This window comes from Mesorhizobium sp. M0047, from assembly GCF_040323315.1.
GTDB lineage: Bacteria > Pseudomonadota > Alphaproteobacteria > Rhizobiales > Rhizobiaceae > Mesorhizobium.
Map to the genome: position 1 here is coordinate 58,833 of NZ_JAMYUW010000014.1, position 24,030 is coordinate 82,862.

Below are 24,030 nucleotides of genomic sequence, written 5' to 3' on the forward strand. Positions count from 1 at the left end.
ACACCACATGGTCGCCTCTGGGAAATTGGGAGTTGAACGCCCATATTCCGAGTGCACGGCACAAGCCACAAGCACGCTGTTCCTAGGTAAATTCCATCAAATTTAGATGGAACTTATCATGAACATACACTAACACTGCTTAAGTTGGCAGAATTTTTTGAGGGAAACCATGGCTCGGACTTGGAATCGTGATCGTGCTGCGAAGCGCATTCAAACTAGGCTGAGCGAAGTCCGCCTCCAGGACATTGAAATCCGAAAATACGTTCGCGACACAAACCTCGACAACCTTCCGCGCACCGTAGCTTATCGCGTGGATGGCGTGCATTTGTATGCCGATATCGTCAATCTCGATGATATGTTGAACGTAACGACCGTGGAGGGTGAAACCTGCCACAAACGGACCTTGCGCTTTCTTAACCTCCACTATCGCGCGGTGCATCGAATTCTGCAGGAAGTCGACGCGCTTTTCGTCGATTTTCACAATCAGCGCCTACATTCAGTGGTCACCAAGCCGTACGACACTGAAGACGGGCGTGTCCATCGCGCCGTGGCAATTGGTCAGTTGATCATTGATGTCCTGAAGCGCACAGGTGAGGACGCCGACCACCCTGCGGCGAAAGTTCGAGTGGGTATCGACAGTGGGAAGGCCCTTGCCGTCAGCAATGGCCGTCGCGGCCACCGCGAACCACTTTTTTTGGGTGAACCGGCCAACCATGCAGCCAAGCGGGCTGGGGGAGGGAAAGCCACCGGGATCTATCTGACGAACCTCGCGCGCAAAGTGATTGGATTGAAGGAAGCCGACAATCCAGACGTCAATCCGCTTTCGGGGTCGGAAATCGACGCATCGCAAAAATCAGCCAACCTTAGCGTGACTGCAGATAAGGTAGTCTCCGAGTGGAAGACTGACTTGATCAACAACCCAATTGGTTCATTCAGCTTCAGCGGTCACACGCCGCCGTACAGCACTCTCGATATTGAAACGCTGTCGGTCAGGAATTCGCGCCGGCAAGACGCCGCCACAGTTTATGCCGACATCGACAACTTCACCAACTACGTCAGCGCAAATATTGGCGACGACAGTGGTGCAAAGCATGTCGTGCGCGCACTTCATGTCATTCGCAGCGAACTCGATGCCGTTCTTCACAACGATTTTTCAGGCCGGAAGGTTCGTTTCATCGGCGATTGTGTGCATGGCCTTCTAGTCGAGGGCACTGCTCAGACTACCGATAATGAGACGACGATCAGCAACATGGTGCTCTGCGCCGGTGGGATGCGAAGCAGTTTCGACTTGGCAATCGAGAAACTGCAAGATGACGGCACTGATGCGACAGACCTTGGGCTTGCTGTTGGGTTCGAATTCGGACCGATGACAGTCACAAGACTCGGGGTAAAAGGGGCGCTTGTCCGGTGTTCTGTAAGCCGGGGAGTCATACAGGCGGAACGGGAGCAGCATCGTTGCGGAGAACATGAAACGGCAATCGGGCAGAATGCTTATGACAAAGGCAATGAGGCAGTTCGCGGTATTTTTGGTTCGAGGCGGAAGCGGGCCAATTTGGACTACGATGCAGCCGTTAGCGAGTTGTCGTCCAAGGGCGACAAGGTCGCCAAAGCAGCGGCGGCCTTTGCAACCGCCGGCTTACTAAAACCAGCGTCGGCTCCCGCAAGTCCCTACAGTTTTCAGAATCGCCCAACCGGACCAGCCAAGAAAGACGGCTTTTCTTGATCTGGTATTTTCAGAACGCGGATCGATCGCGGCATGAGCGGCTCGCCATCGAAGCGCTCGTTGGGGAAGTCCAATGGCTACGCCCGCTCGATTGGCGAATCGATGAACATCTTCGTTTGGTTTGGGACGCCGACATCTTGATCGGCGAACGCATATTTCCGATTTATCTTCGATATCCCAATCATTTTCCTCATTCACCGCCGCTCGTGATGCCACGAGGCGATACGTCTAGATGGTCCAGCCACCAGTGGGGAGCTGGCGGTGAGTTATGTCTTGAAATTGGCGCCGACAACTGGAACTCGGATTTTACAGGCGCAGATATGGTTCGAAGTGCCTTTAGTCTGCTCGAAATGGAGGTGGAGCGAATACCAAGCTCCGAAATCCCATCTCGGCATCAGACAACCCTCGGCCAGGATCTTCGTTCGACCGTGAGCCGGCTTGCAGCGACGACGTCTTTGCTGGAGTTTGCCGCCACTCAAGACGCGCCTCTGGAAGGGAAGGTCGACTGCATCGTACACGACGAAGCCATCATATATTACGCTTCCCATTTTGCTCGCGATGGTGCCGAAGTCTGGCGCGACGCGTCAATCCCAAAGCCCCTCCGAGCGGAATCCTTCAACATCGACGGGGTTCTAATTCCATGGCCGCCGGCAACGAGCCTTCCAACTATTGCGACAGATAAAGACTTTCGCGCTGACTTGGCTGCCCAAGGGTTCCCCCTGGACGATAATAGAAGGGTTGTCCTGCTTATGCAGGGCAAAGCGCTTCACGCCTTTCGGACGTATGGAGACTCAGTTTCCAAGGTGACCATCGTTGGTCCCGACCTAGTCGTGGATCGCCTGGCCGACGACCATCGCTCTCTCTTAGAAAGCAAGGTGGCTGTCATCGGCTGCGGATCACTCGGTAGCAAGGTTGCAGCGAGCCTTGCCAGATCTGGCGTTGGGAATTTTCTTCTAGTCGATGATGACGTTCTCATGCCTGGCAACTTGGTGCGGCATGATCTCGATTGGCGGGATATCGTGACACACAAAGCAGACGGCGTTGCACGTCGCGTCCAGTTAGTGAATCCGATGGCCCAAACTGACATTCGTCGACAGCGGCTTGGCGGACAGGAGTCGAGCGGTAATCTCGAAGGGCTCATCGAAGTTATCTCGCAATGCGACCTCATTGCTGACGCGACATCCAGCGCAGAGGCGTTCAACTATCTGTGCGCCGCCGCCGAAAGTGGTGCAAAGCCAATGATATGGGCAGAAATTCACGGCGGGGGTATCGGCGGCCTGATCGCTCGTCATCGACCAGGCATCGAACCCGTCCCAGCGCTGATGCGGCGAGTGATCGAAAATTGGTGCGCTGAGAAGGGACTCGTGATTGAGCGCCCTGAAAGGTCATATGAGGATCGACATGTAGGCATTCCTTGGGTCGCAGATGATGCAGATGTGTCTGTTATCGCAGCTCACGCCTCGCGATTCGCGATCGACCTGTTGATCCCTCGCTCGCCATCCATTTTTCCACACTCAGTATATTTCATCGGGCTCGCCGAAGGATGGCTGTACAGTGAGCCGTTCCATACCGAACCTGTTGACGTCGGACTGGCGTCTCAGGTTATTGCGGAGCAAAACATTCTCGACAAAGCCGACGTAGCTGCCGAGCGGGCACGTATTATCCAAATACTTGGGAGATCATTTGGTCAAACTCCTCCTGCCGGATGATATAGCGTCACGGCTCAATATCGCGCTGGCGAAAGCTAGACGCCAGGAGATCGGTGGTCTTATCGTCGGTGAGCACGTGATGGACGAAACGTTTCGGATTGTAGATATTTCAATCCAGACGAGCCACGGCACTCGCACACATTTCGAACGCGATCCTGTGTTGCACGAGGAATTTCTGCGAGAATTTTTCGAGCGAACAGGCGGAGATTTTGAGCGGTACAATTATCTGGGCGAATGGCACTCGCATCCGAGCTTCGACCCTCTCCCAAGTGCCGACGATGTCAGGACGATGCGATCGATTGTAAGTGACCCGAAAGTAGGCGTGAATTTCGCTGTCCTGTTGATTGTGCGTCGGACCGACTCCAAGAGGCTCTCCCTATCGGCGACCGCATTTTCCCAATTACTTCCTCCTGAGTCGATGATCGTTGTCGGCGATGTTGCCACCGCCACAAGGAAGAGGAGCCTCATAGAAACCAGTCTGGATTGGCTCAGGAATTTGGTGTCTTAACGCCGAGTTGCCGCACGATTTTCCGGATTTGCGTGCAAACCGGTCCAAGGCGTGACGCCAGCGTGCTGGGATCGCCTGTTGCGAAAGAAGCTGGCGTCAGGCCATGGAGGTCTGACGGAAGGTTTATCCCCGTTTGGCGCGGATATACTAGGATACTGCGACGCCGACCAAGGCGTCCCATGAACATGCCGAGTTCAAAGAGCACGTTGTCTCGGATGGCAGAATTGCGAGCGCCTCGGCTGGTTTCGACGATGTCCTCGAATAGTGCGACTGCTACGCCGAAATCGCTTTCGGCCACAGCTAGTTCCAGAGATTCGAGCGGATAGCCGCCCGCCCAGAAGACGCCGTTCGGCCACACGGTTGCAAGTACGTCGTGCTGGAGACCAGTCTGGATTTCATTCGCAACGTCGAGCCCCTCCACAGACGACATTATAAACATCCTCGGCTTCTCGTTGGGGGTGGTCATGAGTCGATTGCGATCGAATAGCCGCCGCGACAGCTCTTGGGCTACGGATTTCCAGATCAAACCCGGAAACTTGTCAGCCAAAGCCGAGAATTCTGTCCCTGACATCTTTATCGCTACGACCGTATCTTCAGCGAACACTGAGGCGGACCGCCGCTGGGAAGGCTCTATCGCGGCCATCTCGCCGACGTGCGCACCGGCCTTTAGAGTTCGCACCTCTTGACCTTTGACCACTACAGAGACGCCGCCGGCGACAAGAAAGAACACGTCGTTGTCCTCACCGCCTTCGGCAATGAGCGTATCCGCGGCCTTGTATTCTACGAGCTCGCCAGCCGTCGCGATTGCCTCAGCGACCGCTGTGTCGCCACTGTCAAACTGCCGTTTCAGACTAGCGATAAGCGCCGAACTGTTGCCGCCTTCAAACCGCTCTTTCATATTCCCTCCCGGCAATGCATTTGTCTGAATCCTATATACGTAGTGGCTGGCCTACAGGAAATATTCGCATGGGTACGATGCTATTGGATGTCCATGATGAGGGAATGAATACCCTCGCCAGTGTAGGGCACGTCCGACGTATAGATCGCGGACGGATTCGTGACCTTTCGCCCGTTTTCCACAACGCCAACGCAAGCTCGATTGCGGTGAAGTTGTGGAATTGGCCGACGATGGTGACAGTGGCGACGAAATTATGAAATCGCTGACCAGATCGTTCATGAGAGGCGGTTTCTTTCACGGCGCAGATCCTACCCTCGTGGTGTAAGCTTTGCATCCTGTCCAGGATTTTGGGTTGGAGTTTATCCGCGACGATTGACTGCACTTGGCGAAGAACGTGTTTCAGGCCCATGGCGTCAATTGGAGGAGGCGCGCCTTCTAGATTTTTATCACTTCGTCATCTACGAAGCTAACTAGTTACCAACGGCCGAGTATATATGAGCCGCAAGGGGCAAATGAAGAGCCTTTCGGCAGGCGCGGAAATGTGGGGGGCGGTCGTAGATGTTAATGCTGCATATATCTGACATTCACTTCAAAGCGCCTGACTGCCTTGATCCCTGGATGGATCCTGACGCGTCTATTCGAACGCGCATGATGCGTGATCTCGGGGAGCAGGTAGGCAAACTCGGCGAGGTCGGTGCAATTCTCATTGGCGGTGACGTGGCCTTCAAGGGAGCATCCGAAGAATACGACACGGCACGTGGTTGGATCCAGCAGCTTTCGCAGATCTCCGGATGCCCGAAGGAGCGCGTCTTCGTTGTGCCTGGTAATCATGACGTCGACCGTGGCATGATCAAGAAGGCCGTGGCTATTCAGAATGTTCAGCACGCGATCGCATCGGCTCCGGCCGGGAAACGGGAGTGGAAATTGTCCCAACAGCTTAGGGACAGACCCAGCGGCCAGAACCTCTTTGAACCCCATGCCGCCTATAACGAGTTTGCGGCACCTTTCAATTGCCAGATCTGGCCGGATAAGCCATTCTGGCATCAGGATGTTCCGCTGGGCGGCGGTGTCAATCTCCGCCTCTATGGGCTAACTTCCACGCTCCTGTCTGGTCAGGAGGGCGAAGACGACAAGGCCGGCGACCTCTATCTGAGTCCCCTCCAAACGGTCCTTAACCCGGTGCCGAATACAATCAACCTTGTGCTCGTCCATCATCCAGTCGACTGGCTCTTTGACGGAGACGCCGTGGACGATGCTTTGACCTCTCGTGCAATCCTGCACCTCTTCGGCCACAAGCACAGACAACGTGCCGTGATGGAGGCGAACTATGTCCGCCTCGGCGCGGGCGCGGTGAACCCTTCGCGGCACGACAAGCCGTACGATCCTGGCTACAATCTCATCCGTCTTGAGGTGGAGGGAAATGGTCACGATCGGCGGGTCAAGGTTGAAGTACACCAGCGACGCTTGCAGGAGAACCCCGAAATGTTCGTCCCGATCTTCGCAGGTCATGGCAAAACAGTATTTGAATCGATTATCCAGCTACCGGAAGAGGCGGAGATTCCCCGTTTGGACGTGATCAAGCCGCCCGCGGCATCCGCGGCCGGCCAAGCGGACAAAGCAGGCGACGAGATCGCTGCTCAGGATGCGGAGGCGGCCTTGGGTGATGAGGATAAGCGTGACCTGCTGTATCGGTTCTGGAGCCTGAAGAGCGGCCAGCGACGTGACATCGTGAACGAGCTTGGCCTGCTAGAAGAAGGCGAGATGAAATTGCCCGAGCCAGAAAGGTACGGACGTGCGCTGATCCGAGCAGGACAACGAAAGCTATTGGATAAGGTCGCGGCCGCGGTCGCCAAGTTGGAGAATTGAGGATGGCTAAGGCGCCCGATATGAGCCCGGATTTCGCCCGCTGGTACGCCGACGCCTTCATGGAGGAGGGCGCGACGCGCGAGGCGCGTTGGAAGGGCGTGACGAACATTGCCGCGAAAGGTGGATACGTGGACGCCGAAGTGCTTGCACGGCTTGCATTCCAGACGACGGTTCCAGCAGCGGGGCGGAAGAGCGAGGAGCTGGGTGACACGTACAAGACTGTCGTCACCACCCTCATCGGCGGCTCGTCGCTCGACCAGGAGCAGTCTGCTCGCGAACTCCAAATCCTTGCGGCAGCAGCGCTGACGAGACTCTTCCTGAGGCTCCCGGATGCCGCCTTGGCTGTGACAACAACCTCATTCGGCGGAATGCGCAAGCCAGATCTTCCGATGGATTTGGTTGGACTCGCAGAAAACGCCCTCGTCTCCTTCTCGCGGCGAAAGCATGAGCGAGTCGGTGGTGACAAGCTGAAGCTAACCGATCCGGTCATCGCCTTTGAGGTCGCGCCTGAGGCCATCACCACTATGGATGGCAATCAGTGGAAGGCGCAGTTTGACAAGTTCCACGGGGCAGCAACAACAGCGATCGAACTAGTCGTCGAAGAACAGAACCGCGTCAATGTTCTCCTGCACCGTCGCCTCATGCTCGACGAAGAGGAACTTCAGATGCTCTGGTGGCTGGTCGGGGGGCATAGCCAGCTTTTGGAGCAGCCCTTTCCTGACCTTGACCCGTTGGTGCGGCCCTTGGCACTAGCGCAAGAGTTGGCCGGTATGACGGGCGTGTTACCAGGACCGACCTCGATCCGGGCGATGCTATCCCGCGCCGGTGTCGGCACCGGCAAGTTGGCCCTGCGAGACGTGATCAACGCGGCAAACCCCGACTGGGCTAAGGGCGCGTCCAGCTCGAAGCGGATTTCGCCCGCCACTACCCCAATCCATTTCGCCTTGGAACAGCGGTCCGAGTTGGGATCCACGGAAACCTGGCAAGCCGGCTGGACGAGTTTAACGGGCCTCGCTGCTGACGTGTCGCTTCCAGCCGCCACGCTGGCCGAACTATTTTACCGCGAGTTCCTATTCCTCCACGTTGGCGAATAAATCAATGGCCCCGCAACCGCGGAACTGTACGAACGGCGACTGTCATCTCGCGACCGAAGGGAAATGCGTTGAGGGATACCAGCTGGATGAATGTCCCCATGTGACGCGAATCTCCGTTGAGGATCTAGAAGAGAGTACCGAATCCAAAGTAGTCGCCGAACCGGCTCGCGTGATGACGCTGGCGTTAGGCGAGCCCTTGAGCCGCGCTGAGGCTTCGACCCTCCAGAAACGCCGGATATCGCGAGCTATAGGCATCGTGGCTCCAAATGACGCGGGCAAGACTAGCCTTCTGGCCAGCCTATACGACCTTCTGCAGGAGGGTCCGGTCGCTGGCGTGGGCTTCGCGGGATCATCGACGCTAATCGGCTTCGAAAAGGTTTGCCACGACGCGCGCGCAGCCTCACGACGAGATGTGCCGCACATGGAGCGCACTAGTGTCGGAGCCGAGGCGACCTTCTTCCACCTTGACCTCCGTCCCGCTGGCCAGGAGATCGTCTCGCTCTTCATCAGCGACAGGTCAGGTGAAGACTATCTGACGGCGACCGATGAACTTGCCCGGGCCGACGAGTTTTTCGAGTTGCGTCGGGCTGATATTGTCACGCTGCTTGTCAACGGCGAACATCTTGCGTCGTCGCAACATCGTCACGAGGTGAAGGCAATCACGCCGCAAATCGTTGACGCTTTGGCAGAAGCAGGTGCTTTGCGGCAAGGCAGTCGCCTTGCAGTCGTGTTGACTAAACAGGATGCGGTATTGGCATCTCCGCATGCTGATCGCGTCGATCGAGAGTTCAACGGGTTAGTCGACGGGATAGCACAACGCCACCGAGATTATCTTGATGCCGTCGCTAGGTTCGTGGTCGCAGCATCGCCGGCTGATACGGAACAGGTGAAGCGAGGCTATGGCGTGGACGAACTGCTGCTTTTCTGGCTGCGGTCCGCATCGCCGCCGCCATCGATCTCCCGTGCGAGCGCGTCGCACGGCCAGCGAATGATTGATTTGTTCGAAAGGAGGGACGGGACCCTATGATTGAGGGCGATCTCGATATTTCGATCATTGGCCTTCCGGAATCGGGAAAAACGACACTTCTTGCGGCGATTTGGCATGTGGTGCGCGAAGGCGGGTCGGATACCGCACTTAAATTTCAAGGGCTGAGCCGGGGGAATTATGAGCACTTAAACACTCTCGCGGTGGACTGGCGTAAAGGCAAGAAACCGCAGCGTACGCAGACCAGTGGAATGAAGCTTGTGAGCATGCGGCTCAAGGACGTCTACGACCGGACGGTGAGCGTGTCGTTTCCCGACATCCCGGGCGAAGATTTCAGCCGTATGTGGGAGAAGCGTGAATTCGACGAGGAAACGTTTAAGAGTCTGACGACACCGGCAATCGTTCTAGTCGTCAACGGCGACACGATAAGATTCCCGGCTTGGATCGTCGACCAAATGGCTATTGTGAAGGGTGCTGGCCTCCAAGTTGAGGAGGCCGAGGTGGTCGACTGGAGGGCCGAGCTGGCCCCCACACAAGTGAAGGTGGTCGAGCTCCTGCAGTTTCTTATGTCGCGGGAGCTGAACGTCGGCCAACGTCGGCTTGCCGTCTTGATCACCGCTTGGGATCAGGTTGAGGGTGACGGGATGAGCCCAGCGGAAATACTCGCCGTCAAACTACCGTTTCTGGACCAGTATCTGCGCAATGGCCGCGATCCATGGACCTGGCGTGTCTGGGGCATCAGCGCACAGGGTGGCGTCTATGAAGACCAGGAGAAAGACGAGTTCCTCAAAGAGACTGAGGCGCTGCGCGACCTGGATCGACCTTCCGACCGTATTAAGGTCGTGGACGGCGAGATCGTACGATCGGACATCACTCTGCCGTTGGAATGGCTGATTGAATGATGGTGGCGACGGTCCATCAAACCCTGCACGGCTACAGTGACGGTCACCGTCTCATCTCAGGTTCGTTGTCTATCTCGGGCCCGCATGCGAGGACGATGGTGGTGATGAGCGACTTGTCGGGTCCGGGCATTAGGCCGGAGCCGGGATATCTGACGGGATATCCTCTCGAAGGCGAGGGGAAGTATGTGTTAGCGCGGACTTGGGCGGCGCCGGAAATGCCGCGGCCAGGCTGTGTATGGACCCATTCCCTCATAATCGACAATGCGGATCTCGCTACTCTCTCATCCGCGGAAGGACTGATTTTGGCTTTCCGCCGACCGAATGGCCCACCGTCACGAAGCGAGTATGCCGAACCGATCGCCATCCCAGATTCGCCAGTTCGAGCCGTCGCCTTTCGCGATCGTCGTACGCCGGGAATAGTAGAGGCACTTTACACCAAACCAGACAAGATCGTCCTTGCCGACACCGTACTCGCAGACGACGATGAGCGATTAGTGGTGGCGATTTGGATGCAGCAATGGCCGAGGCTGCGTCGCTCGTTTGGCTTCTGCACGCTTTCAGGCATGGATAGGTCCGGGAAGGGAGTGACGCTCGATCTTCAACTGGTGCGGTCTTCGGATCGCCAACATCGCATGAAATTTCCAGACTCTGTCACGCCGTCCGAGACATTGACCGAACTGGCGTTGAAGACTTTGATCGACGACATTGAAGGAAGCGACACGACGCAGATTCGTGAATTCCTCCGTCGGAGTGGCGGTGATGTCGACGGCGGAAGGCGAGCGATGCTCCCGCTTTGCCGACTGCATTCGTCGTTGTTCGCAGGCGGCCAGCCGGATCTAGGAGCCGGCATCCAGGCGCTTGCCGACCTTGATGCGCTGGGACCTAAGCAAGCGCGGTCGGTCCGGTCTTTGATTGCACGCACAGCTGTAGAAAACGTCGATAGGCTCGATGAAGCCGTCTTCGATTTTGTGCTAGACGCGCTCGCGCACGACGTGCGGCCGAACGAGAAGCCGATCCCACCCGGGCGGATAGGCTTCGCACTATGGAGCCGGTCTCCTAAGCGTTTCTTCGATTCCGTAGACACCGGCGGGATCGTCGGCGATGCTGCCAGAGAGGCGTTGGCATCCATCCCGGCGGCCGATCTTGTAGAAGGACTAGAAAGCGCTGCAACGCTCGCTTCCCGCGTGGTGGAGGTGAGGCCGGAACTTCTAGAAAGGCCGGACTTTTGGGGTATTTCGGATGTTGATGAAGGACTCGTGACCTCGGTGAACGCGAAGGTTGCCGGAAAGGTGGCGGCCGCCCTTTTAGATGCAGGTCGCTCCGGACCGGCTCGGTGGCTCGTCGAGAAGGCGGATGCCGAAGATCTTGCATCTGCACTCAATGACTCGGCAGGCGGACCGGCCTTCAACGAATGGGTGCGGGCGCTAGTTAGCAATCCTGATAAAGCCGCTGCGGTACTGGCGTCGGGGCGGATATCGCAGCGGTTGATTGTTGTCGGAATTGCAAATGCCGGGGGTGTGGACGACGTCCCAAACGACTACGGCGAGGACCCGTGGCTCATCGCAGCGCGTAGCGCGCCCGGCGCGCTTTCCGAGCAGGACGAGACCTTCTTCGCGGCCTTTCTTATGACGCGCGCCCTCGGATTCCGATCCCACTCTCAGGCCGACCTGATCCGTCTATCGTACACGACGCTATACCGGGCGTTTGAACATGGCCGTTTGCACGGCGACTTAGGTCGCCTGGCGAGTTCGCGTCTAAGTTGGGGAATCTGGTCAAGCTGGGACAACTGCTTGCGCTTGCAGGAGACTGTGGTGGCACAGTTCATTGACCGCAATCTCGACCCTGAGACGTTCGGACGCCTGACTGACGACGTCGCCTTGTCAATATCCCTGATTGACGAGGCGGCCAGGACAGCGCGAGGACGTCGATACCTCAATGAAGTTCGCAAGTCCTTGGCGGATGCGCGGGAAAAGGCAATCAGGGCACGTGCCGACTATATCGCCAGCAAAATAAAGTGATTGGTCGCGCACAGTGGGCGCCAGTTAAGGCGGAGAATGGCTTGGGCACGCGCAAGCGCTGGAGCGAAGAAATGCTAGCCAGGTTCGAAGAAGGCGCTGCGCGATGGAGAACGAACTCGTGAGAACCGGAAACGCGGACGCCGTCGTTTCAGCCGAGCAATGCAAAGTTTTTGACGTCACTCATGGCCCTCAGCGGAACGACCGGGTCTAAACATCATCATACCGCAAGCTGCCAATCTGCTTTCAGTCCCGAGCGGCCGCTTCTGAACTAAACTCCCGCACTTTGGCTTTTTTCAGCGCTAAACTGACCTTGGGCGATCAATGGGAAACGGTCGGATGTTCCCGGTTTGTGCTCGAAAAGTCGCATAAAAAGGCATTGTGGAGTGCGGGACCTCAAGAGACCAGAGCGGATAGCCTTGTTTCCTGAGACTATGCCAGAATTGTCCACTTCCCGTTGCCGCCGTGGCAAGGTGTCGTTGGAGCGATCAAGCCAGGCGACGGCCGCTGCCTAACGTTCGCCTACCGTGCACCAGAACCTCGAATGGAGCGCCGACAATTTTGAGGGGCTGTACTGGATCGATGTGCAGGAAAGCTGCATTGCGGTCGGTTCGGCCCTGGTCCAGGAGGTCTCCGACGACGACACCTGAAACTACTTTAAGATTAGTCGAAACACCTTGGCCAAGTTGACGAGCTACCTACATCGAGATCGGCTTGATGCACCCCGAGGGCCATGACCGCCCATTCCCGGAACTGGCGAACAAGATCGCCCGGAGGCATCAGTTCGCCAATATGACGGGGCCTCAATTCATCTTACGGCGTGGAACGACCGAGGTGTCCACGAAGTCGACTCCGATCAGCCTTCGGATGACATTCCGTTCTAGAATCAGGCCGATGGGAGGCCCATCGGCTTTCGGTTGGTAGAGGCCCAATCCCCAGACCGATCTTTCCACAGCAGCGTTCGCGCATGATTGAAGCACGGCAACGCGAAAGAACAAGGGCGCAGACAGTCTGGCTTCGGTTGGTACTATCGACGCAGGCGTATCAGGGCGCCTACGTTTCGTCGCTACATGGTCGTCATCTGATCCATCAATGGCTGCATCGAACTGAGAACACCCTCGTATTCGTCCTCGCTGAGAACCGAGAGCTTTCTGGTAAACTCAATCACTGATCCTTCCTTGATATCGTGCCCGTGCAGAGAAACGGTACCTAGTATGGTCTGGGCATCGTCCGGTCGGGATTCGACGATCAGGTCGATCATTGCGGCGACGTTCTTCGGATCTTGCTGGTTCGGACTGTCGATCACGATGGGCGCGAACAAGGCCGTCGAATGCTGGTGGATCGTCTTTAGTATCGCGAGGAAATAAGCGAGGATGGCGCGAGGCAGATCGCTCCCCGTCTCGGCCACCCTCGCCGGTATCTTGGTGTAGTCGTCCGCTGTGTAATTGGTGACGTCAAGGCGGTCGAGATAGGGGATTATGTGCCTTGCATAGAAGGCGACGATGTCTTCCCGCCGTTTCTTGTCCTTTAACTCCTTTAGGCGTTCCTCGATCTTGCCGATTTCGCCGAAAAGGGTCGCGATCTTAACGTCCAACTCCTCCAGTTGGCTGTCGAACATGTTGGCGGCGATGCGACGACCACGACTTTCGATGACCTCAAGCAGGCTGACTTCGCCGCGCTTGGTGTCGAGCGTAGTCTGGATCTCCTGTAAAGTCTGATCAGCATCACTTACATCAGCTTCTGCCTTGCCGGCCTGGGCAGCAAGTACACGGATTCTTTGCTGGGCTTCCGTGAGGAATTCGAAGCAGGACTCGCGGTCCTGAACGATGCTGAACCTGTTGGCGAAATCGTTGCGGTGGACGGTGCCGCAGGTCGGGCAGAAAACTTCGACCCCGTCCAGCTCGCCGGCAAACTTGGCGTCTTTCTCGAGTTCGCCGATGGCGGAACGTACGACTGCGGTCTGTTGGTCCAGGATCATGCGTTGGTCGAGAATGTCGGCCAGTTTACCGGCGCGTTCCTGCCGGACCTGCTTGACCTGTTGGAGGCGTTGTAGCAATTGCTCGATGGCCTGCTCATGGCCCTCGGTCGAAAGCTCTAATCCATCGAACGACGCCTGCAGGTCGAAACGGGCGATCGCCTTGCGGACGACACCGCGATCTGCCTCGAACGTCTTCTGCTCGAACTCGAGGCCGCGTCGCTCCGCACTGAGTTCATAATACTCATTAGGCAGGATGCCTGTGTGGTATTCTAAAAGATCCTTTCGGAAATCGACGTACTGAGTGAGATAGGCGAAGGAGTCCAGCGGCTTTCGCCACCCGGCATCCTGATCAATGTAGAAGGGCAGGAAGGCGTAGGCTGGAGGCGGGGATTCCGAAGTCTGTTCGCGGTTGGTAAAAACCAGTTTGAAGTCGATTAGCTTGGCGATGAAGGGGGCCAGTTCCTTGGTGACTTGGCTGGTCGACAGAAGCATTTTGCCGCTCGAGTCGAAGACCCCGAAATTTTCCTGATTGCGGAGGATACGATAGCGGATGCCATCGACCGTGAAGATGACGAGCGCCTTTACGTTGGCCCTGGCCCATTGGGGATGGATTTTCGGCGGGGTCGCGCCGAAAGCCCAATACAGGCTCTTGATGACCGACGACTTTCCAACGTCATTCTCCCCCTGAATCACCGTCAGAAGCGGGTGAAACTGTACCGTCAGAGCTTTCCGTTCCTTCAGGGACAGCAACTCCAGACTTTCGAAGCGCAGTTTTTTCATCGTTCTTTTTTCGCAGGTTTCTTATCAGAAGTCGGTAGCGTCGGTCGTCGTTGGAGGTCATGGGCTGAACTCGTAAAGTATGGCCGCCTTGACGAAGTGATCGCTGGCGTCCGCCTTCCATGCGCGGACGACGGGTTTGGCGAGAGCGAACACCGCGTCGACGAAAGCAACCAGGTCTTCCATCCCTGCGTCGGCGCCGTCGATCGTGTCGTCGATCAGCTTTCGCAGTCGCTCGTTCATGGCAACCGTCGCCGCGTTTGGCCTGGCGCGCATTGCTACCTCGTAAGCGCTCCACTCCCGCTGAATCTTTGTTTTTTCGATGAAGGGAAGGTTGAGCTGGTTGGATACGGATCCCCAATCCGGGCGGCGCTCGTGTTGGTCGCAGATATGAGTGAGCCACTGCGTCACCTCCGCACGCGTCACGAACTTTGAGGCCTTTAGCTCGTCAAAACTTGAGAAGTCGGCGAGTTTCTTCGAACGCCGCCTGCAATAGTCGTTCAACATCAGGGCGAACGGCTTAGGCGGGATGTGCGATCCAACCCCATTCGCGAGGAACGATGCGATCCGACCGAGTATGGCATTTTCGTAGCCGGCCAGATTGAGCTCCGAGAATGCGAAGAAAAACAAGCTCGTATGCTCGGGATCCTTGAAGCCCCCCGCCTCCTCGGAAAGCTTTGCGACAAACTTCTTGAGTTTTTCCTTTTCGGCCAACGAGAAGCCGTTCTCCCCGTGCACCAGGATGACTTCCGGGAGCGGTTGGTTGCTGACGAAAACGAGGCGTTCGACAACGGCGCCGAAGCGGAGGAAATTGTCGTACATCTTGCCGGCAAACGACGCCTGCTTGACCCCCTTGACCGTAGTCCTGTTCGCGATGCGTGCGAATGACCAGTTGCCTGTCTGCTTGGTTTTGACCTGATAAAAGATCACCTTCGTCGGGTCGTCGGCGTCGTCAAGCGAGACGACATCGTCGTGGAATTCGAAGCCAACGGCATAGTTCAGCCCAGCATCATGTAGATCGAGAAGCTTCGAGATGCCCCAAGCCGTCTGGTAGTCGAAACGTTCGTAAGCCGTTCGCCCGCCGTCCTCGCGTTCGTCCACGGTCAATAGTTTCTCTTTGACGCCCATGCTGCCTCCCGCGGCCCGCCGTATTCTCCCGGGCCGGCATGTCTAAAAGAGAACCGGGCCCCCTCGTAGGCATAAATCTAACCCAAATCAATGAGCCAAATGAATAGACGACGTCCAGGTTGACAGAAGACTTTCATGACTTTCCATCAGCCTGCGGTTCCAAAATGATCGATTGTGGGTTGCGGTATAGCTCAAGCAACGAATGCACCGAGCACCCGGAGGCGCCAAAGCGCTTGCTCATGGGAGGAGGACGGCAAGAGCCTTTGGCCAATCGTCGCCAAGAAAAGCCCGCCGGAACGAACCCGGCGGGCAAGACAGGAGGAATTCGTTGTCCGCGTCAGGCGGCGAGCACGGCCTTCGGCTCGACCAGTTCATAGCCGAGCGCCTCGGCGACCGCCCGGTTGGTGATCTTGCCCTTGTGGACATTGAGGCCGTTGCGCAAATGGTGGTCGTCGACCAGTGCCTTCAGGCCCTTGTCTGCAAGCTGGAGGCCATAGTGCAGCGTCGCGTTGTTGAGCGCATGGGCCGAGGTGACCGGCACGGCGCCCGGCATGTTGGCGACGCAATAATGGATGACGCCGTCAACCTCATAGGTCGGCTCGGCATGGGTGGTGGCGTGCGAGGTCTCGAAGCAGCCACCCTGATCGATGGCGACGTCGACCAGCACCGAGCCCTTCTTCATGCCTGACAGCATTTCGCGCGAAACCAATTTGGGCGCCGCGGCACCCGGAATCAGCACCGCCCCGACGACGATATCGGCTGAAAAGCATTCTTCTTCGAGCGCTTCGACGGTCGAGTAACGGGTGTGGACGCGGCCGGCGAAGAGGTCATCAAGTTGGCGCAGGCGCGGGATCGAGCGGTCGATGATGGTGACATCGGCGCCAAGCCCCGCCGCCATCCTGGCAGCGTGCAGGCCGACGACGCCGCCGCCGAGCACGGTGACCTTGCCGGGCAGCACGCCGGGCACGCCGCCCAGCAGCACGCCACGGCCACCATTGGCCTTCTGCAGCGCCGTGGCGCCGGCCTGGATCGACAGGCGTCCGGCGACTTCAGACATGGGCGCCAGCAGTGGCAGGCCGCCACGATCGTCGGTCACGGTCTCATAGGCGATTGCGGTCACGCCGGAAGCGAGCAGGCCCTTGGTCTGCTCCGGATCCGGAGCAAGATGAAGATAGGTGTACAGGATCTGGCCTTCGCGAAGCTGCGCCCATTCGGTGGGCTGCGGCTCCTTGACCTTGACGATCATGTCCGACTTGGCAAACACGTCGGCAGCCGTCTTGGCAATCGTGGCGCCGGCGGCGCGATAGGCGTTGTCATCGGCCCCGATGCCGGCCCCGGCGCCGGTCTCGACCAGCACTTCGTGGCCATGGGCGACATACTCGCGGACAGAGCCGGGTGTGAGGCCGACGCGATATTCGTGGTTCTTGATTTCCTTGGGGCAGCCGATGCGCATTTTTCTTCTCCTGATCCGGCCCTTTTGGGCTGGCTCCCTGTATTGCTGGAGTGAACCACGAATCGGTGCGCAGGTGTTTGCGAATCGCTTGCGCCAGCGCGCGTGTTTCGATAATTGTTGCGCAAAACAGCCAAATTTTCGCAGGATTCACGAAAAATGCCGCTCGATAGGATCGATATCGCCATTCTCGAGGCCTTGCAGAAGGATGCGCCGGATCCAGTCTGACTCGGACGCCCTCCCCAATGACATGACGGCGTGGCAAAACGAATGGGCGATCGCGCCGCGCTGCTGTAAAACCACCGCCTGCCGCCAATATCCTGCTGCCAAATGGTCTCGAGCTATGCGCGGGGGCACCTGCCGGTCTTCTCCCCGCCGGCAGGGCGCTATCTGCATACCGCTGGATGGACTTGATCGCTGCGCGGTCGCATTAGAGTGACTGAGGCAGCGTCGCTGTCATTCGGCTGCCTTTTGAAGCTTCCCGAACACAAACAGCTTGCCTTTGCGCACGCTTTCTTCGAGTGGGCTCGCATTGGCCATATACGCCGCAATCGCGCTGGCCAGCATGCAGCCCGTCCCGCGCATCGATACGGCAAGGCGCGGCATGTCAAAGCGGATTGGTCCTTGATCCAAGCGCAACAGAATATCGGTCGATCGCGGTCTCGCCGCGTGGCCGCCCTTGATCAGCAGGGCCTGCATCCCGGCTGCCAGCAATTCCTGGCCTTGCCACACTGCGCCGCCTTCATCCACCGCTGGCTCTAAGCCAACAAGAAGCGCCAGCTCGATGAGATTGGGTGTGACGAGACGGCAAAGGGGCATCAGGTCGCGTTTCATGGCGGCGATGGCCCTTGCGTCCAGCAGCGCCCGGCCTGACGTCGAGGCCAGCACCGGGTCGAGTACCGCCGGCACCTGTGGATTTTCGCGGAGCACAGCCGCGACGGCAACGACGATCTCGGCCGCTGCGAGCATGCCGATCTTGATTGCCGCCACCTTGTTGGCCTGCAGCGCGGCGCACATCTGGTCGGCAACAAGATCGGGCTGCGAAGGCTGGATTTCCATCACGGCGTCGTGCGTCTGCACCGTCAGCGCTGTGACAGCCAGGCAGGTGCGGACGCCAATGGAAGAGATCGTTTCGATATCGCGTGCAATTCCAGCCCCGCCGCTGGAGTCTGATCCGCCGACCACGAGCACATGCGGTTCTCGCCTCAGCGCCATGGCTTTGTCTTTTCGATCCATTCTCGCGTGCGCGCTTCGGGATCGGCATTCAACGTGATGTCGGTGACCACCGCCGCGCTGTCCGCACCAGCCTCGAAGACACCGTCGAGCCGGTCGGGGTTGAGGCCGCCTATGGCGACTAGGGGAATGGGTACCACCCGATGCTTCCACTCGCTGATCCGCTCGAGCCCTTGCGGCGCCCATTTCATCTGCTTCAGGATGGTGGGATAGATGGGGCCGAGCGCGATATAGTCGGGCTCGGCAGCGATGGCCGTTTCCAGTTCTAGATGATCGTGCGTGGAAAGCCCGAGCTTCAATCCGGCGTACTTGATCGCCAGCAGGTCGGCCGCAGCCAAATCCTCTTGGCCGAGATGGACGAAGTCGCACCCTTCCTCGATTGCCGTGCGCCAATAGTCGTTGACGATCAGTTGGCAACCATGGACCACGCAGACGCCATTCGCGCGGCGGATTTCCGTCCGCAGCGTGGCCTCGTCCCTATCCTTGATGCGCAACTGAACCAGCTTGACGCCAAGCGGCACCAGCCGTTCGATCCAGGCGGCGCTGTCGACGATCAGGTAGAACGGATCGAGCTTCATGAAAAAACTGCCCTGCCAATTGTCGGCGTCGACGGCACGGCGACGTCGCGCGGTTCGAGCATTCCCGAGCTGAAAGCTTCACGACCGGCCTCGACCGCCTTGCCGAACGCACGCGCCATGCCGACCGGATCGGCCGCCTTGGCAACTGCGGTGTTCAGGAGTACGGCGTCAAAGCCGAGCTCCATGACGGTTGCCGCGTGCGACGGCCGTCCGAGCCCCGCATCCACGATCAGCGGAACATCATGGAAATGTCCGCGCATCGAGCGCAGCGCCGTGATGTTGATCGGTCCGAGAGCGGAACCGATCGGCGCGCACCACGGCATCAAGACCTTGCAGCCCGCCGCAAGCAGCCGCTCGGCAACGACAAGGTCGTCGGTGGTATAGGGGAATACAGCAAAACCGTCCTCGCACAGGATGCGGGCGGCTTCGACCAGACCGAAAACATCCGGCTGCAGCGTGTCATGGTTGCCGATCACTTCGAGCTTTACCCAGTTCGTACCGAAGACTTCGCGCGCCATTTGTGCGGTCGTGACCGCTTCCTTGACGGAGTGGCAGCCAGCAGTGTTGGGCAGGATTCTGACACCAAGCGAGCGGATCAACGACCAGAATTCTTCGCCAGCTCTGCCGCCTGCCATTTCACGGCGCAACGAGACGGTCACCACCGCCGTGCCCGATGCCCTGACTGCATAGGCAAGGATGGCCGGCGAAGGATATTGAGCCGTGCCAAGGAGCAGGCGCGACGGAAGCTCGGCTCCGTAAAGCTCGATCATGGCCTAGCCGCCCTGCATGGGCGAGAGGATTTCAATCCGGTCGCCGTCGTTCAACTGGAATTCCGCCCGGTTGGCTTTGTGCACGAGGTCATTGTTGACGGCCGTCGCCAGCCAATCGCCCTCATAGTCAAGCGCGGCAAGCAGCGCCTCCAGCGTGGTGGCGGCAACCTCATGCGCTTCGCCGTTGACCATCAGTTTCATGAGCAAGCTCCTTGGTTCTGTCTTGAGTGAAAACCAGGTCGGCAGCCTGGCGCGCCATGGCGGGAGCCAGGAGAAAACCGTGACGATAGAGCCCGTTGATCGCAATGATTTCACCCTTGGTTTCGACGCGCGGCAAATTGTTGGGAAAGGCTGGGCGGACGCCGACACCGGTTTCAACGATCTCGGCCTCGCCAAAGGCCGGGTGGAGGGCATAGGCGGTGCCCAGCAGTTCCATCATCGAACGCGCCGTAACCGGTCCGACGGACCGGCTTTCAATCATCGTCGCACCAATCATGAAACGGTGATCGGTGCGCGGCACTGCATAGAGTGGAAAGCGCGGATGCAGCAGCCTGACGGGGCGCGACAGTGAGATATCAGGGGTACGCAGGGTGAGCATTTCGCCGCGAACGCCGCGCAGCCAGTCATTTTGCGCCGCCATTCCCGTACAGTCGATCTGACGATCGCAACCAAAAACATGCTGGGCGTCGGCGCCGAAGTGGAATTCAACACCCGTGGCCGCGAGCTTGTCATGAAGTGCTGCCATCGCCTGGCGCGGATCAAGATGGCCCTCAGCGGGGAAGAGCAATCCGCGGCGGAAGCGGCCGGCTAAGTCGGGCTCCAGCAAGGCAATTTCATCTTCCTCGACGCGCCGATAGCCTGTCGTGCGGCTGGCGAACCGGTCGAGCTCGCCCGCATCGCGCGGCGCGGCCAAGACCAGCGTTCCCCGTCGTGTTACCAAGCCGGGCGTTGCGGCGTTCCACCAGTCGGCGGCGTCGCGTCCGAGATCCAGCACCGGCTGCTCGGCGCTTTCACGCTCGCACCACGGCGCCAACATGCCACCGGCGAACCACGACGCATTGCCCCCAAGGGCAGGCCTTGTCTCGGCAACGGTAACCGCCGCGCCGCGTGCGGCGAATTCGAAGGCGGCGGTGAGGCCGGCAACGCCGGCCCCTTTGACCAAGACCTTCATGATGGCTCACGTGGCTGAGGTATGAGCGGTGCGCCGGTCTCGTCCGCCGGCAGGTAGAGATCGCCGCCCTCGCGGTACTTCGCCGCCATCGCCGCCATGCCCTCTTTCTGTGCCTCGGCGCGGATGTCGTGAGAGATACGCATGGAGCAGAATTTCGGTCCGCACATCGAGCAGAAATGCGCCACCTTGTGCGCTTCCTTGGGCAAGGTCTGGTCGTGGAAGGACCGCGCGGTTTCCGGGTCGAGCGACAGATTGAACTGGTCCTCCCAGCGGAACTCGAAGCGCGCGCGGGAAAGCGCATCATCCCTGACTTTCGCTGCCGGATGGCCCTTCGCCAGGTCGGCGGCGTGGGCTGCTATCTTGTAGGTGATCACGCCGATCTTGACGTCGCTGCGATCGGGAAGGCCGAGATGCTCCTTGGGCGTGACGTAGCAGAGCATGGCGGTGCCGAACCAGCCGATCATCGCGGCGCCGATGCCTGAGGTGATGTGGTCGTAGCCCGGCGCGATGTCGGTCGTCAGCGGTCCAAGCGTATAGAACGGCGCCTCGCCGCAGACGGCGAGTTGCTTGTCCATGTTCGCCTTGATTTTGTGCATCGGCACGTGGCCGGGCCCTTCGATCATCACCTGGCAATCCTTCGCCCAGGCGATCTGCGTCAGCTCGCCGAGCGTTTCCAGCTCGGCGAACTGCGCCGCGTCGTTGGCATCGGCGATCGAGCCTGGACGAAGGCCGTCGCCGAGCGAGAAGGAGACGTCGTAGGCTCTGGCGATGTCGCAGATCTCGGCGAAGTGCTCGTAGAGGAAGCTTTCCCGGTGATGGTGCAGGCACCATTTGGCCATGATCGAGCCGCCGCGCGAGACGATACCCGTCACCCGGTCGACGGTCAGCGGGATGTAATGCAGCCGCACGCCGGCGTGGATGGTGAAATAGTCGACGCCTTGCTCGGCCTGTTCGATCAGCGTGTCGCGGTAGACCTCCCAGGTCAGATCCTCGGCAATGCCGCCGACCTTTTCGAGCGCCTGGTAGAGCGGCACCGTGCCGATCGGCACCGGCGCGTTGCGCACGATCCAGTCGCGGATGTTGTGGATGTTGCGGCCGGTCGACAGGTCCATCACCGTATCGGCGCCCCAGCGGATCGCCCACACCATCTTTTCGACCTCTTCGGCCATCGACGACGTGACGGCCGAATTGCCGATATTGGCGTTGATCTTGACCAGGAAATTGCGGCCGATGATCATCGGCTCGCTCTCGGGATGATTGATGTTGGCGGGAATGATTGCCCGCCCGCGCGCCACCTCGTCGCGCACGAATTCCGGCGTCACGAAGTCGGGGATCACCGCGCCAAAGGCTTCGCCGTCGCGTTGCAGCTTGCCGCGCAGGATCTCGCGGCCGAGGTTCTCGCGGATGGCGACGAACTCCATTTCGGGTGTGATGATGCCGGCGCGCGCATAGGCAAGCTGGGTCACCGCCTTGCCTGCCTTGGCCCTGAGCGGCCGGTTGCGGATGGGAAATTCCGGCGTCAGACGCTCGCCAATCGCAAATCCGTTGTCTTCCGGCCGAACATGGCGGCCGTCATAGGCTTCGACATCAGCGCGTGCCGCAATCCATTCGCGGCGACGCCGGGCAAGGCCTTTTTCGATGCTGGTTTCGATGGCCGGGTCGGTATAGGGGCCGGACGGATCGTAGACGGTGACGGGCGGTTCGCCCGCCGTCGGATGGACGGAGATTTCGCGCATCGGCACCCTGATCTGCGGATGGAGGACGCCGGACTTGTGGATTTTCCGTGAGGCAGGCAGCGGCCCTGTCGACACGGCGGGGGTGAGGGCATTCATCTTGAGGCTCCTTTGCTCATGCATTGGAGACCCAGTTCTGTGCCGGAAGGATGAAAAGACGCTTCTGTCGACCTGCCGAAATAGGACCTCGGGCGTAAACTCCCGCAAAGCGCTTGCACCGTCCCTACGCCAGTATGAACTGGATCAGGTTCAACGGGTCACTGCGCCGCGAAAGCCAGCAGTATCTCAGCCCCTTGCCGGGACTCCCCTGGTGAATGCCTCAGGTTGAACGGGCCGGCGCTATTTTGTCAAGCGCATTTGGCCCGCCCGTGCGACCCGCGAACTTAGCGCCGCCGTCCGAGAAATAGCCGTGCTTACGGCGCCACGTCACCGGTTTAGCCAAGAAGGACGCCTTTCTGACGTTTTTGAAATTCAGGGAGGAGCATCTGCGATTGCACAAAGATCATTGCGTGAGAGACATCGATACCGTAGCCGCCCGAAGGTTCGCTCGACCACCCTGCGGCGCGGCAGGATTTGGAGCCATTCTGACCGTCCAATCGACGGATGATCTCGACCATCAAGTGCAGGTGCCAGTGAGCTTGAGCCATAGGCACCATTGGCGAACAGATGCTTCACCCAGCGCTGGCGCTTGCGCTGACAACCTCCCGGAATTAACCTCGCGCGGACGACCGCGACGTCTTCGGCATCAGCGGTCCGAACTGCACCCACCGCTCGTCTGTCAAATCAAACCAGGACCGCTTCGTCATATTGGCAATCTGGCATCTGCCCCTGCTCTGTCCACATCCTGTTTGGGTGGAAGGCCACCACCCAGCGGAACCCTCAGAGAAGGAAACCGTCCAGATCTGGCTAGACTGCTCGACGATAAGTCCAGAGCTGTGCCGGCGGTATGTTGCGAACGACGAAGTCATAGTGGGAAACCACGTAACGGTCTGGCATCTTGATCACCGGCGACAGAGGTCCATACGTGATCTGAATTAGGGGCCGGCCCGCAGGAATACGGGCGAGCAGATCCTCAACCAGCGCGACACGCTGTTGCATTGGAAAGCTCAACAGCGGGACTGCACTTATAACACAATCGAACTGTTCACCTTTGCGCTCACCCAGAGCTGCGTCCAGCGCAAATGCGTCGCCCAATCTGAAGTCCACATTCGGGAAGCGTTGCACCAAGCCGTCGTAGAAAATCCTGGAATATTCGACTGAAACCAGCTGGCGCGGCTTGATTCCCCTAGCCAGGATCGCCTTTGTGATGACACCGGTTCCCGCGCCAAGCTCCAGAATCGGCAATCCTGACCGTGGGTTCACCACGCTTGCCATCCGGCGTGCCGCATAAACCGAAGTGGGAATAAGGGCTCCCACGCCCTTCTTGTCCTTTTGCCAGCCTTTGAAGAATTGGACTTCTTCCTCAAACCTTTTGCCGAGCCGCTCCTTCAGTCGCAAAATCATATCTTCTCC

20 protein-coding genes, 1 pseudogene and 1 riboswitch are annotated in these 24,030 nt (G+C 58.7%); of the genes and pseudogenes, 9 read left to right on the forward strand and 12 right to left on the reverse strand.

Going from position 1 to position 24,030, the window contains the following annotated elements; genetic code table 11:
• Window positions 1-169 precede the first annotated feature (169 nt).
• From NKJ89_RS15860 to NKJ89_RS15870, 3 genes are read left to right on the forward strand one after another with little or no spacing between them, the layout of a single operon-like run.
• The gene (locus tag NKJ89_RS15860; RefSeq protein ID WP_352603716.1) at window positions 170-1,723 is read left to right on the forward strand and encodes an adenylate/guanylate cyclase domain-containing protein; all 1,554 of its coding nucleotides are present in this window, start codon (window positions 170-172) and stop codon (window positions 1,721-1,723) included.
• Complete coding sequence (locus NKJ89_RS15865) at window positions 1,720-3,432, forward strand: ThiF family adenylyltransferase (protein ID WP_352603718.1); 1,713 nt, start codon at window positions 1,720-1,722, stop codon at window positions 3,430-3,432. Before NKJ89_RS15860 ends, NKJ89_RS15865 begins: the two co-directional genes overlap by 4 nt.
• The gene (locus NKJ89_RS15870; protein WP_352603720.1) at window positions 3,407-3,940 is read left to right on the forward strand and encodes a M67 family metallopeptidase; all 534 of its coding nucleotides are present in this window, start codon (window positions 3,407-3,409) and stop codon (window positions 3,938-3,940) included. The genes NKJ89_RS15865 and NKJ89_RS15870 overlap by 26 nt, the downstream gene beginning before the upstream one ends.
• Here the strand turns inward: NKJ89_RS15870 and NKJ89_RS15875 are convergent.
• Window positions 3,921-4,838, reverse strand: coding sequence for a TIR domain-containing protein (locus tag NKJ89_RS15875; protein ID WP_352603722.1), 918 nt, complete (start codon window positions 4,836-4,838; stop codon window positions 3,921-3,923). The genes NKJ89_RS15870 and NKJ89_RS15875 overlap by 20 nt on opposite strands.
• Before the next feature lie 564 nt (window positions 4,839-5,402).
• Between NKJ89_RS15875 and NKJ89_RS15880 the strand changes: the two genes are divergently transcribed.
• The 6 genes from NKJ89_RS15880 (at window position 5,403) to NKJ89_RS15905 (ending at window position 12,350) form a co-directional block, all read left to right on the forward strand.
• Entirely contained in the window at window positions 5,403-6,704 is a 1,302-nt protein-coding gene (locus NKJ89_RS15880; protein WP_352603905.1) for a metallophosphoesterase, read from the forward strand.
• 2 nt (window positions 6,705-6,706) lie between these two features.
• Window positions 6,707-7,798: a GTPase-associated system all-helical protein GASH gene (locus tag NKJ89_RS15885; RefSeq protein WP_352603724.1), complete on the forward strand. Its 1,092-nt coding sequence runs from the start codon at window positions 6,707-6,709 to the stop codon at window positions 7,796-7,798.
• A gap of 100 nt (window positions 7,799-7,898) precedes the next feature.
• Window positions 7,899-8,825: a TRAFAC clade GTPase domain-containing protein gene (locus NKJ89_RS15890; protein WP_352603726.1), complete on the forward strand. Its 927-nt coding sequence runs from the start codon at window positions 7,899-7,901 to the stop codon at window positions 8,823-8,825.
• Window positions 8,822-9,685 (forward strand): TRAFAC clade GTPase domain-containing protein, encoded by an 864-nt coding sequence (locus NKJ89_RS15895; RefSeq protein ID WP_352603728.1) that lies wholly within the window; start codon window positions 8,822-8,824, stop codon window positions 9,683-9,685. The genes NKJ89_RS15890 and NKJ89_RS15895 overlap by 4 nt, the downstream gene beginning before the upstream one ends.
• Window positions 9,682-11,703: a GAP1-N1 domain-containing protein gene (locus NKJ89_RS15900; RefSeq protein ID WP_352603730.1), complete on the forward strand. Its 2,022-nt coding sequence runs from the start codon at window positions 9,682-9,684 to the stop codon at window positions 11,701-11,703. The genes NKJ89_RS15895 and NKJ89_RS15900 overlap by 4 nt, the downstream gene beginning before the upstream one ends.
• A 524-nt stretch (window positions 11,704-12,227) precedes the next feature.
• Complete coding sequence (locus tag NKJ89_RS15905) at window positions 12,228-12,350, forward strand: hypothetical protein (protein WP_352603732.1); 123 nt, start codon at window positions 12,228-12,230, stop codon at window positions 12,348-12,350.
• 416 nt (window positions 12,351-12,766) lie between these two features.
• Here the strand turns inward: NKJ89_RS15905 and NKJ89_RS15910 are convergent, their stop codons facing one another.
• The 11 genes and pseudogenes from NKJ89_RS15910 to pmtA all read right to left on the reverse strand — a co-directional run bounded on the left by NKJ89_RS15910 (window position 12,767) and on the right by pmtA (window position 24,021).
• The gene (locus NKJ89_RS15910; protein WP_352603734.1) at window positions 12,767-14,458 is read right to left on the reverse strand and encodes a hypothetical protein; all 1,692 of its coding nucleotides are present in this window, start codon (window positions 14,456-14,458) and stop codon (window positions 12,767-12,769) included.
• Between the two features lie 57 nt (window positions 14,459-14,515).
• Window positions 14,516-15,583, reverse strand: coding sequence for a dsDNA nuclease domain-containing protein (locus NKJ89_RS15915; protein ID WP_352603736.1), 1,068 nt, complete (start codon window positions 15,581-15,583; stop codon window positions 14,516-14,518).
• 337 nt (window positions 15,584-15,920) lie between these two features.
• A complete protein-coding gene (gene ald, locus NKJ89_RS15920) occupies window positions 15,921-17,036 on the reverse strand; it encodes an alanine dehydrogenase (RefSeq protein WP_352603738.1) in 1,116 nt (371 codons plus the stop codon).
• 453 nt (window positions 17,037-17,489) lie between these two features.
• Window positions 17,490-18,248, reverse strand: a complete 759-nt coding sequence (locus NKJ89_RS15925) for a hydroxymethylpyrimidine/phosphomethylpyrimidine kinase (RefSeq protein WP_352603740.1) — start codon at window positions 18,246-18,248, stop codon at window positions 17,490-17,492.
• On the reverse strand, window positions 18,239-18,844 hold the full coding sequence (locus NKJ89_RS15930) for a thiamine phosphate synthase (RefSeq protein WP_352603742.1): 606 nt from the start codon (window positions 18,842-18,844) through the stop codon (window positions 18,239-18,241). Before NKJ89_RS15930 ends, NKJ89_RS15925 begins: the two co-directional genes overlap by 10 nt.
• Entirely contained in the window at window positions 18,841-19,614 is a 774-nt protein-coding gene (locus NKJ89_RS15935) for a thiazole synthase (RefSeq protein WP_352603744.1), read from the reverse strand. The genes NKJ89_RS15930 and NKJ89_RS15935 overlap by 4 nt, the downstream gene beginning before the upstream one ends.
• A 3-nt stretch (window positions 19,615-19,617) precedes the next feature.
• The gene (thiS, locus tag NKJ89_RS15940; protein WP_031253541.1) at window positions 19,618-19,815 is read right to left on the reverse strand and encodes a sulfur carrier protein ThiS; all 198 of its coding nucleotides are present in this window, start codon (window positions 19,813-19,815) and stop codon (window positions 19,618-19,620) included.
• Window positions 19,784-20,785, reverse strand: coding sequence for a glycine oxidase ThiO (gene thiO / locus NKJ89_RS15945; protein ID WP_352603746.1), 1,002 nt, complete (start codon window positions 20,783-20,785; stop codon window positions 19,784-19,786). Before thiO ends, thiS begins: the two co-directional genes overlap by 32 nt.
• Window positions 20,782-22,617: a phosphomethylpyrimidine synthase ThiC gene (gene thiC / locus NKJ89_RS15950; RefSeq protein ID WP_352603748.1), complete on the reverse strand. Its 1,836-nt coding sequence runs from the start codon at window positions 22,615-22,617 to the stop codon at window positions 20,782-20,784. The genes thiO and thiC overlap by 4 nt, the downstream gene beginning before the upstream one ends.
• A 103-nt stretch (window positions 22,618-22,720) precedes the next feature.
• Window positions 22,721-22,837: riboswitch (TPP riboswitch) on the reverse strand.
• Between the two features lie 185 nt (window positions 22,838-23,022).
• Window positions 23,023-23,211: pseudogene (locus tag NKJ89_RS15955) on the reverse strand (IS5/IS1182 family transposase); the annotation flags it as partial.
• 213 nt (window positions 23,212-23,424) lie between these two features.
• Complete coding sequence (pmtA, locus tag NKJ89_RS15960) at window positions 23,425-24,021, reverse strand: phospholipid N-methyltransferase PmtA (RefSeq protein WP_352603907.1); 597 nt, start codon at window positions 24,019-24,021, stop codon at window positions 23,425-23,427.
• Window positions 24,022-24,030 lie beyond the last annotated feature (9 nt).

Bases quoted from the DNA above. Each gene is read 5' to 3' on its own strand.
- NKJ89_RS15915 (WP_352603736.1), bottom strand. From the start codon at position 15,583: ATGGGCGTCAAAGAGAAACTATTGACCGTGGACGAACGCGAGGACGGC.
- NKJ89_RS15895 (WP_352603728.1), top strand. From the start codon at position 8,822: ATGATTGAGGGCGATCTCGATATTTCGATCATTGGCCTTCCGGAATCG.
- NKJ89_RS15910 (WP_352603734.1), bottom strand. From the start codon at position 14,458: ATGAAAAAACTGCGCTTCGAAAGTCTGGAGTTGCTGTCCCTGAAGGAA.
- NKJ89_RS15935 (WP_352603744.1), bottom strand. From the start codon at position 19,614: ATGATCGAGCTTTACGGAGCCGAGCTTCCGTCGCGCCTGCTCCTTGGC.
- NKJ89_RS15885 (WP_352603724.1), top strand. From the start codon at position 6,707: ATGGCTAAGGCGCCCGATATGAGCCCGGATTTCGCCCGCTGGTACGCC.
- NKJ89_RS15880 (WP_352603905.1), top strand. From the start codon at position 5,403: ATGCTGCATATATCTGACATTCACTTCAAAGCGCCTGACTGCCTTGAT.
- pmtA (WP_352603907.1), bottom strand. From the start codon at position 24,021: ATGATTTTGCGACTGAAGGAGCGGCTCGGCAAAAGGTTTGAGGAAGAA.
- NKJ89_RS15875 (WP_352603722.1), bottom strand. From the start codon at position 4,838: ATGAAAGAGCGGTTTGAAGGCGGCAACAGTTCGGCGCTTATCGCTAGT.
- NKJ89_RS15925 (WP_352603740.1), bottom strand. From the start codon at position 18,248: ATGGCGCTGAGGCGAGAACCGCATGTGCTCGTGGTCGGCGGATCAGAC.
- NKJ89_RS15860 (WP_352603716.1), top strand. From the start codon at position 170: ATGGCTCGGACTTGGAATCGTGATCGTGCTGCGAAGCGCATTCAAACT.
- ald (WP_352603738.1), bottom strand. From the start codon at position 17,036: ATGCGCATCGGCTGCCCCAAGGAAATCAAGAACCACGAATATCGCGTC.
- NKJ89_RS15930 (WP_352603742.1), bottom strand. From the start codon at position 18,844: ATGAAGCTCGATCCGTTCTACCTGATCGTCGACAGCGCCGCCTGGATC.
- NKJ89_RS15900 (WP_352603730.1), top strand. From the start codon at position 9,682: ATGATGGTGGCGACGGTCCATCAAACCCTGCACGGCTACAGTGACGGT.
- thiC (WP_352603748.1), bottom strand. From the start codon at position 22,617: ATGAATGCCCTCACCCCCGCCGTGTCGACAGGGCCGCTGCCTGCCTCA.
- thiS (WP_031253541.1), bottom strand. From the start codon at position 19,815: ATGAAACTGATGGTCAACGGCGAAGCGCATGAGGTTGCCGCCACCACG.
- thiO (WP_352603746.1), bottom strand. From the start codon at position 20,785: ATGAAGGTCTTGGTCAAAGGGGCCGGCGTTGCCGGCCTCACCGCCGCC.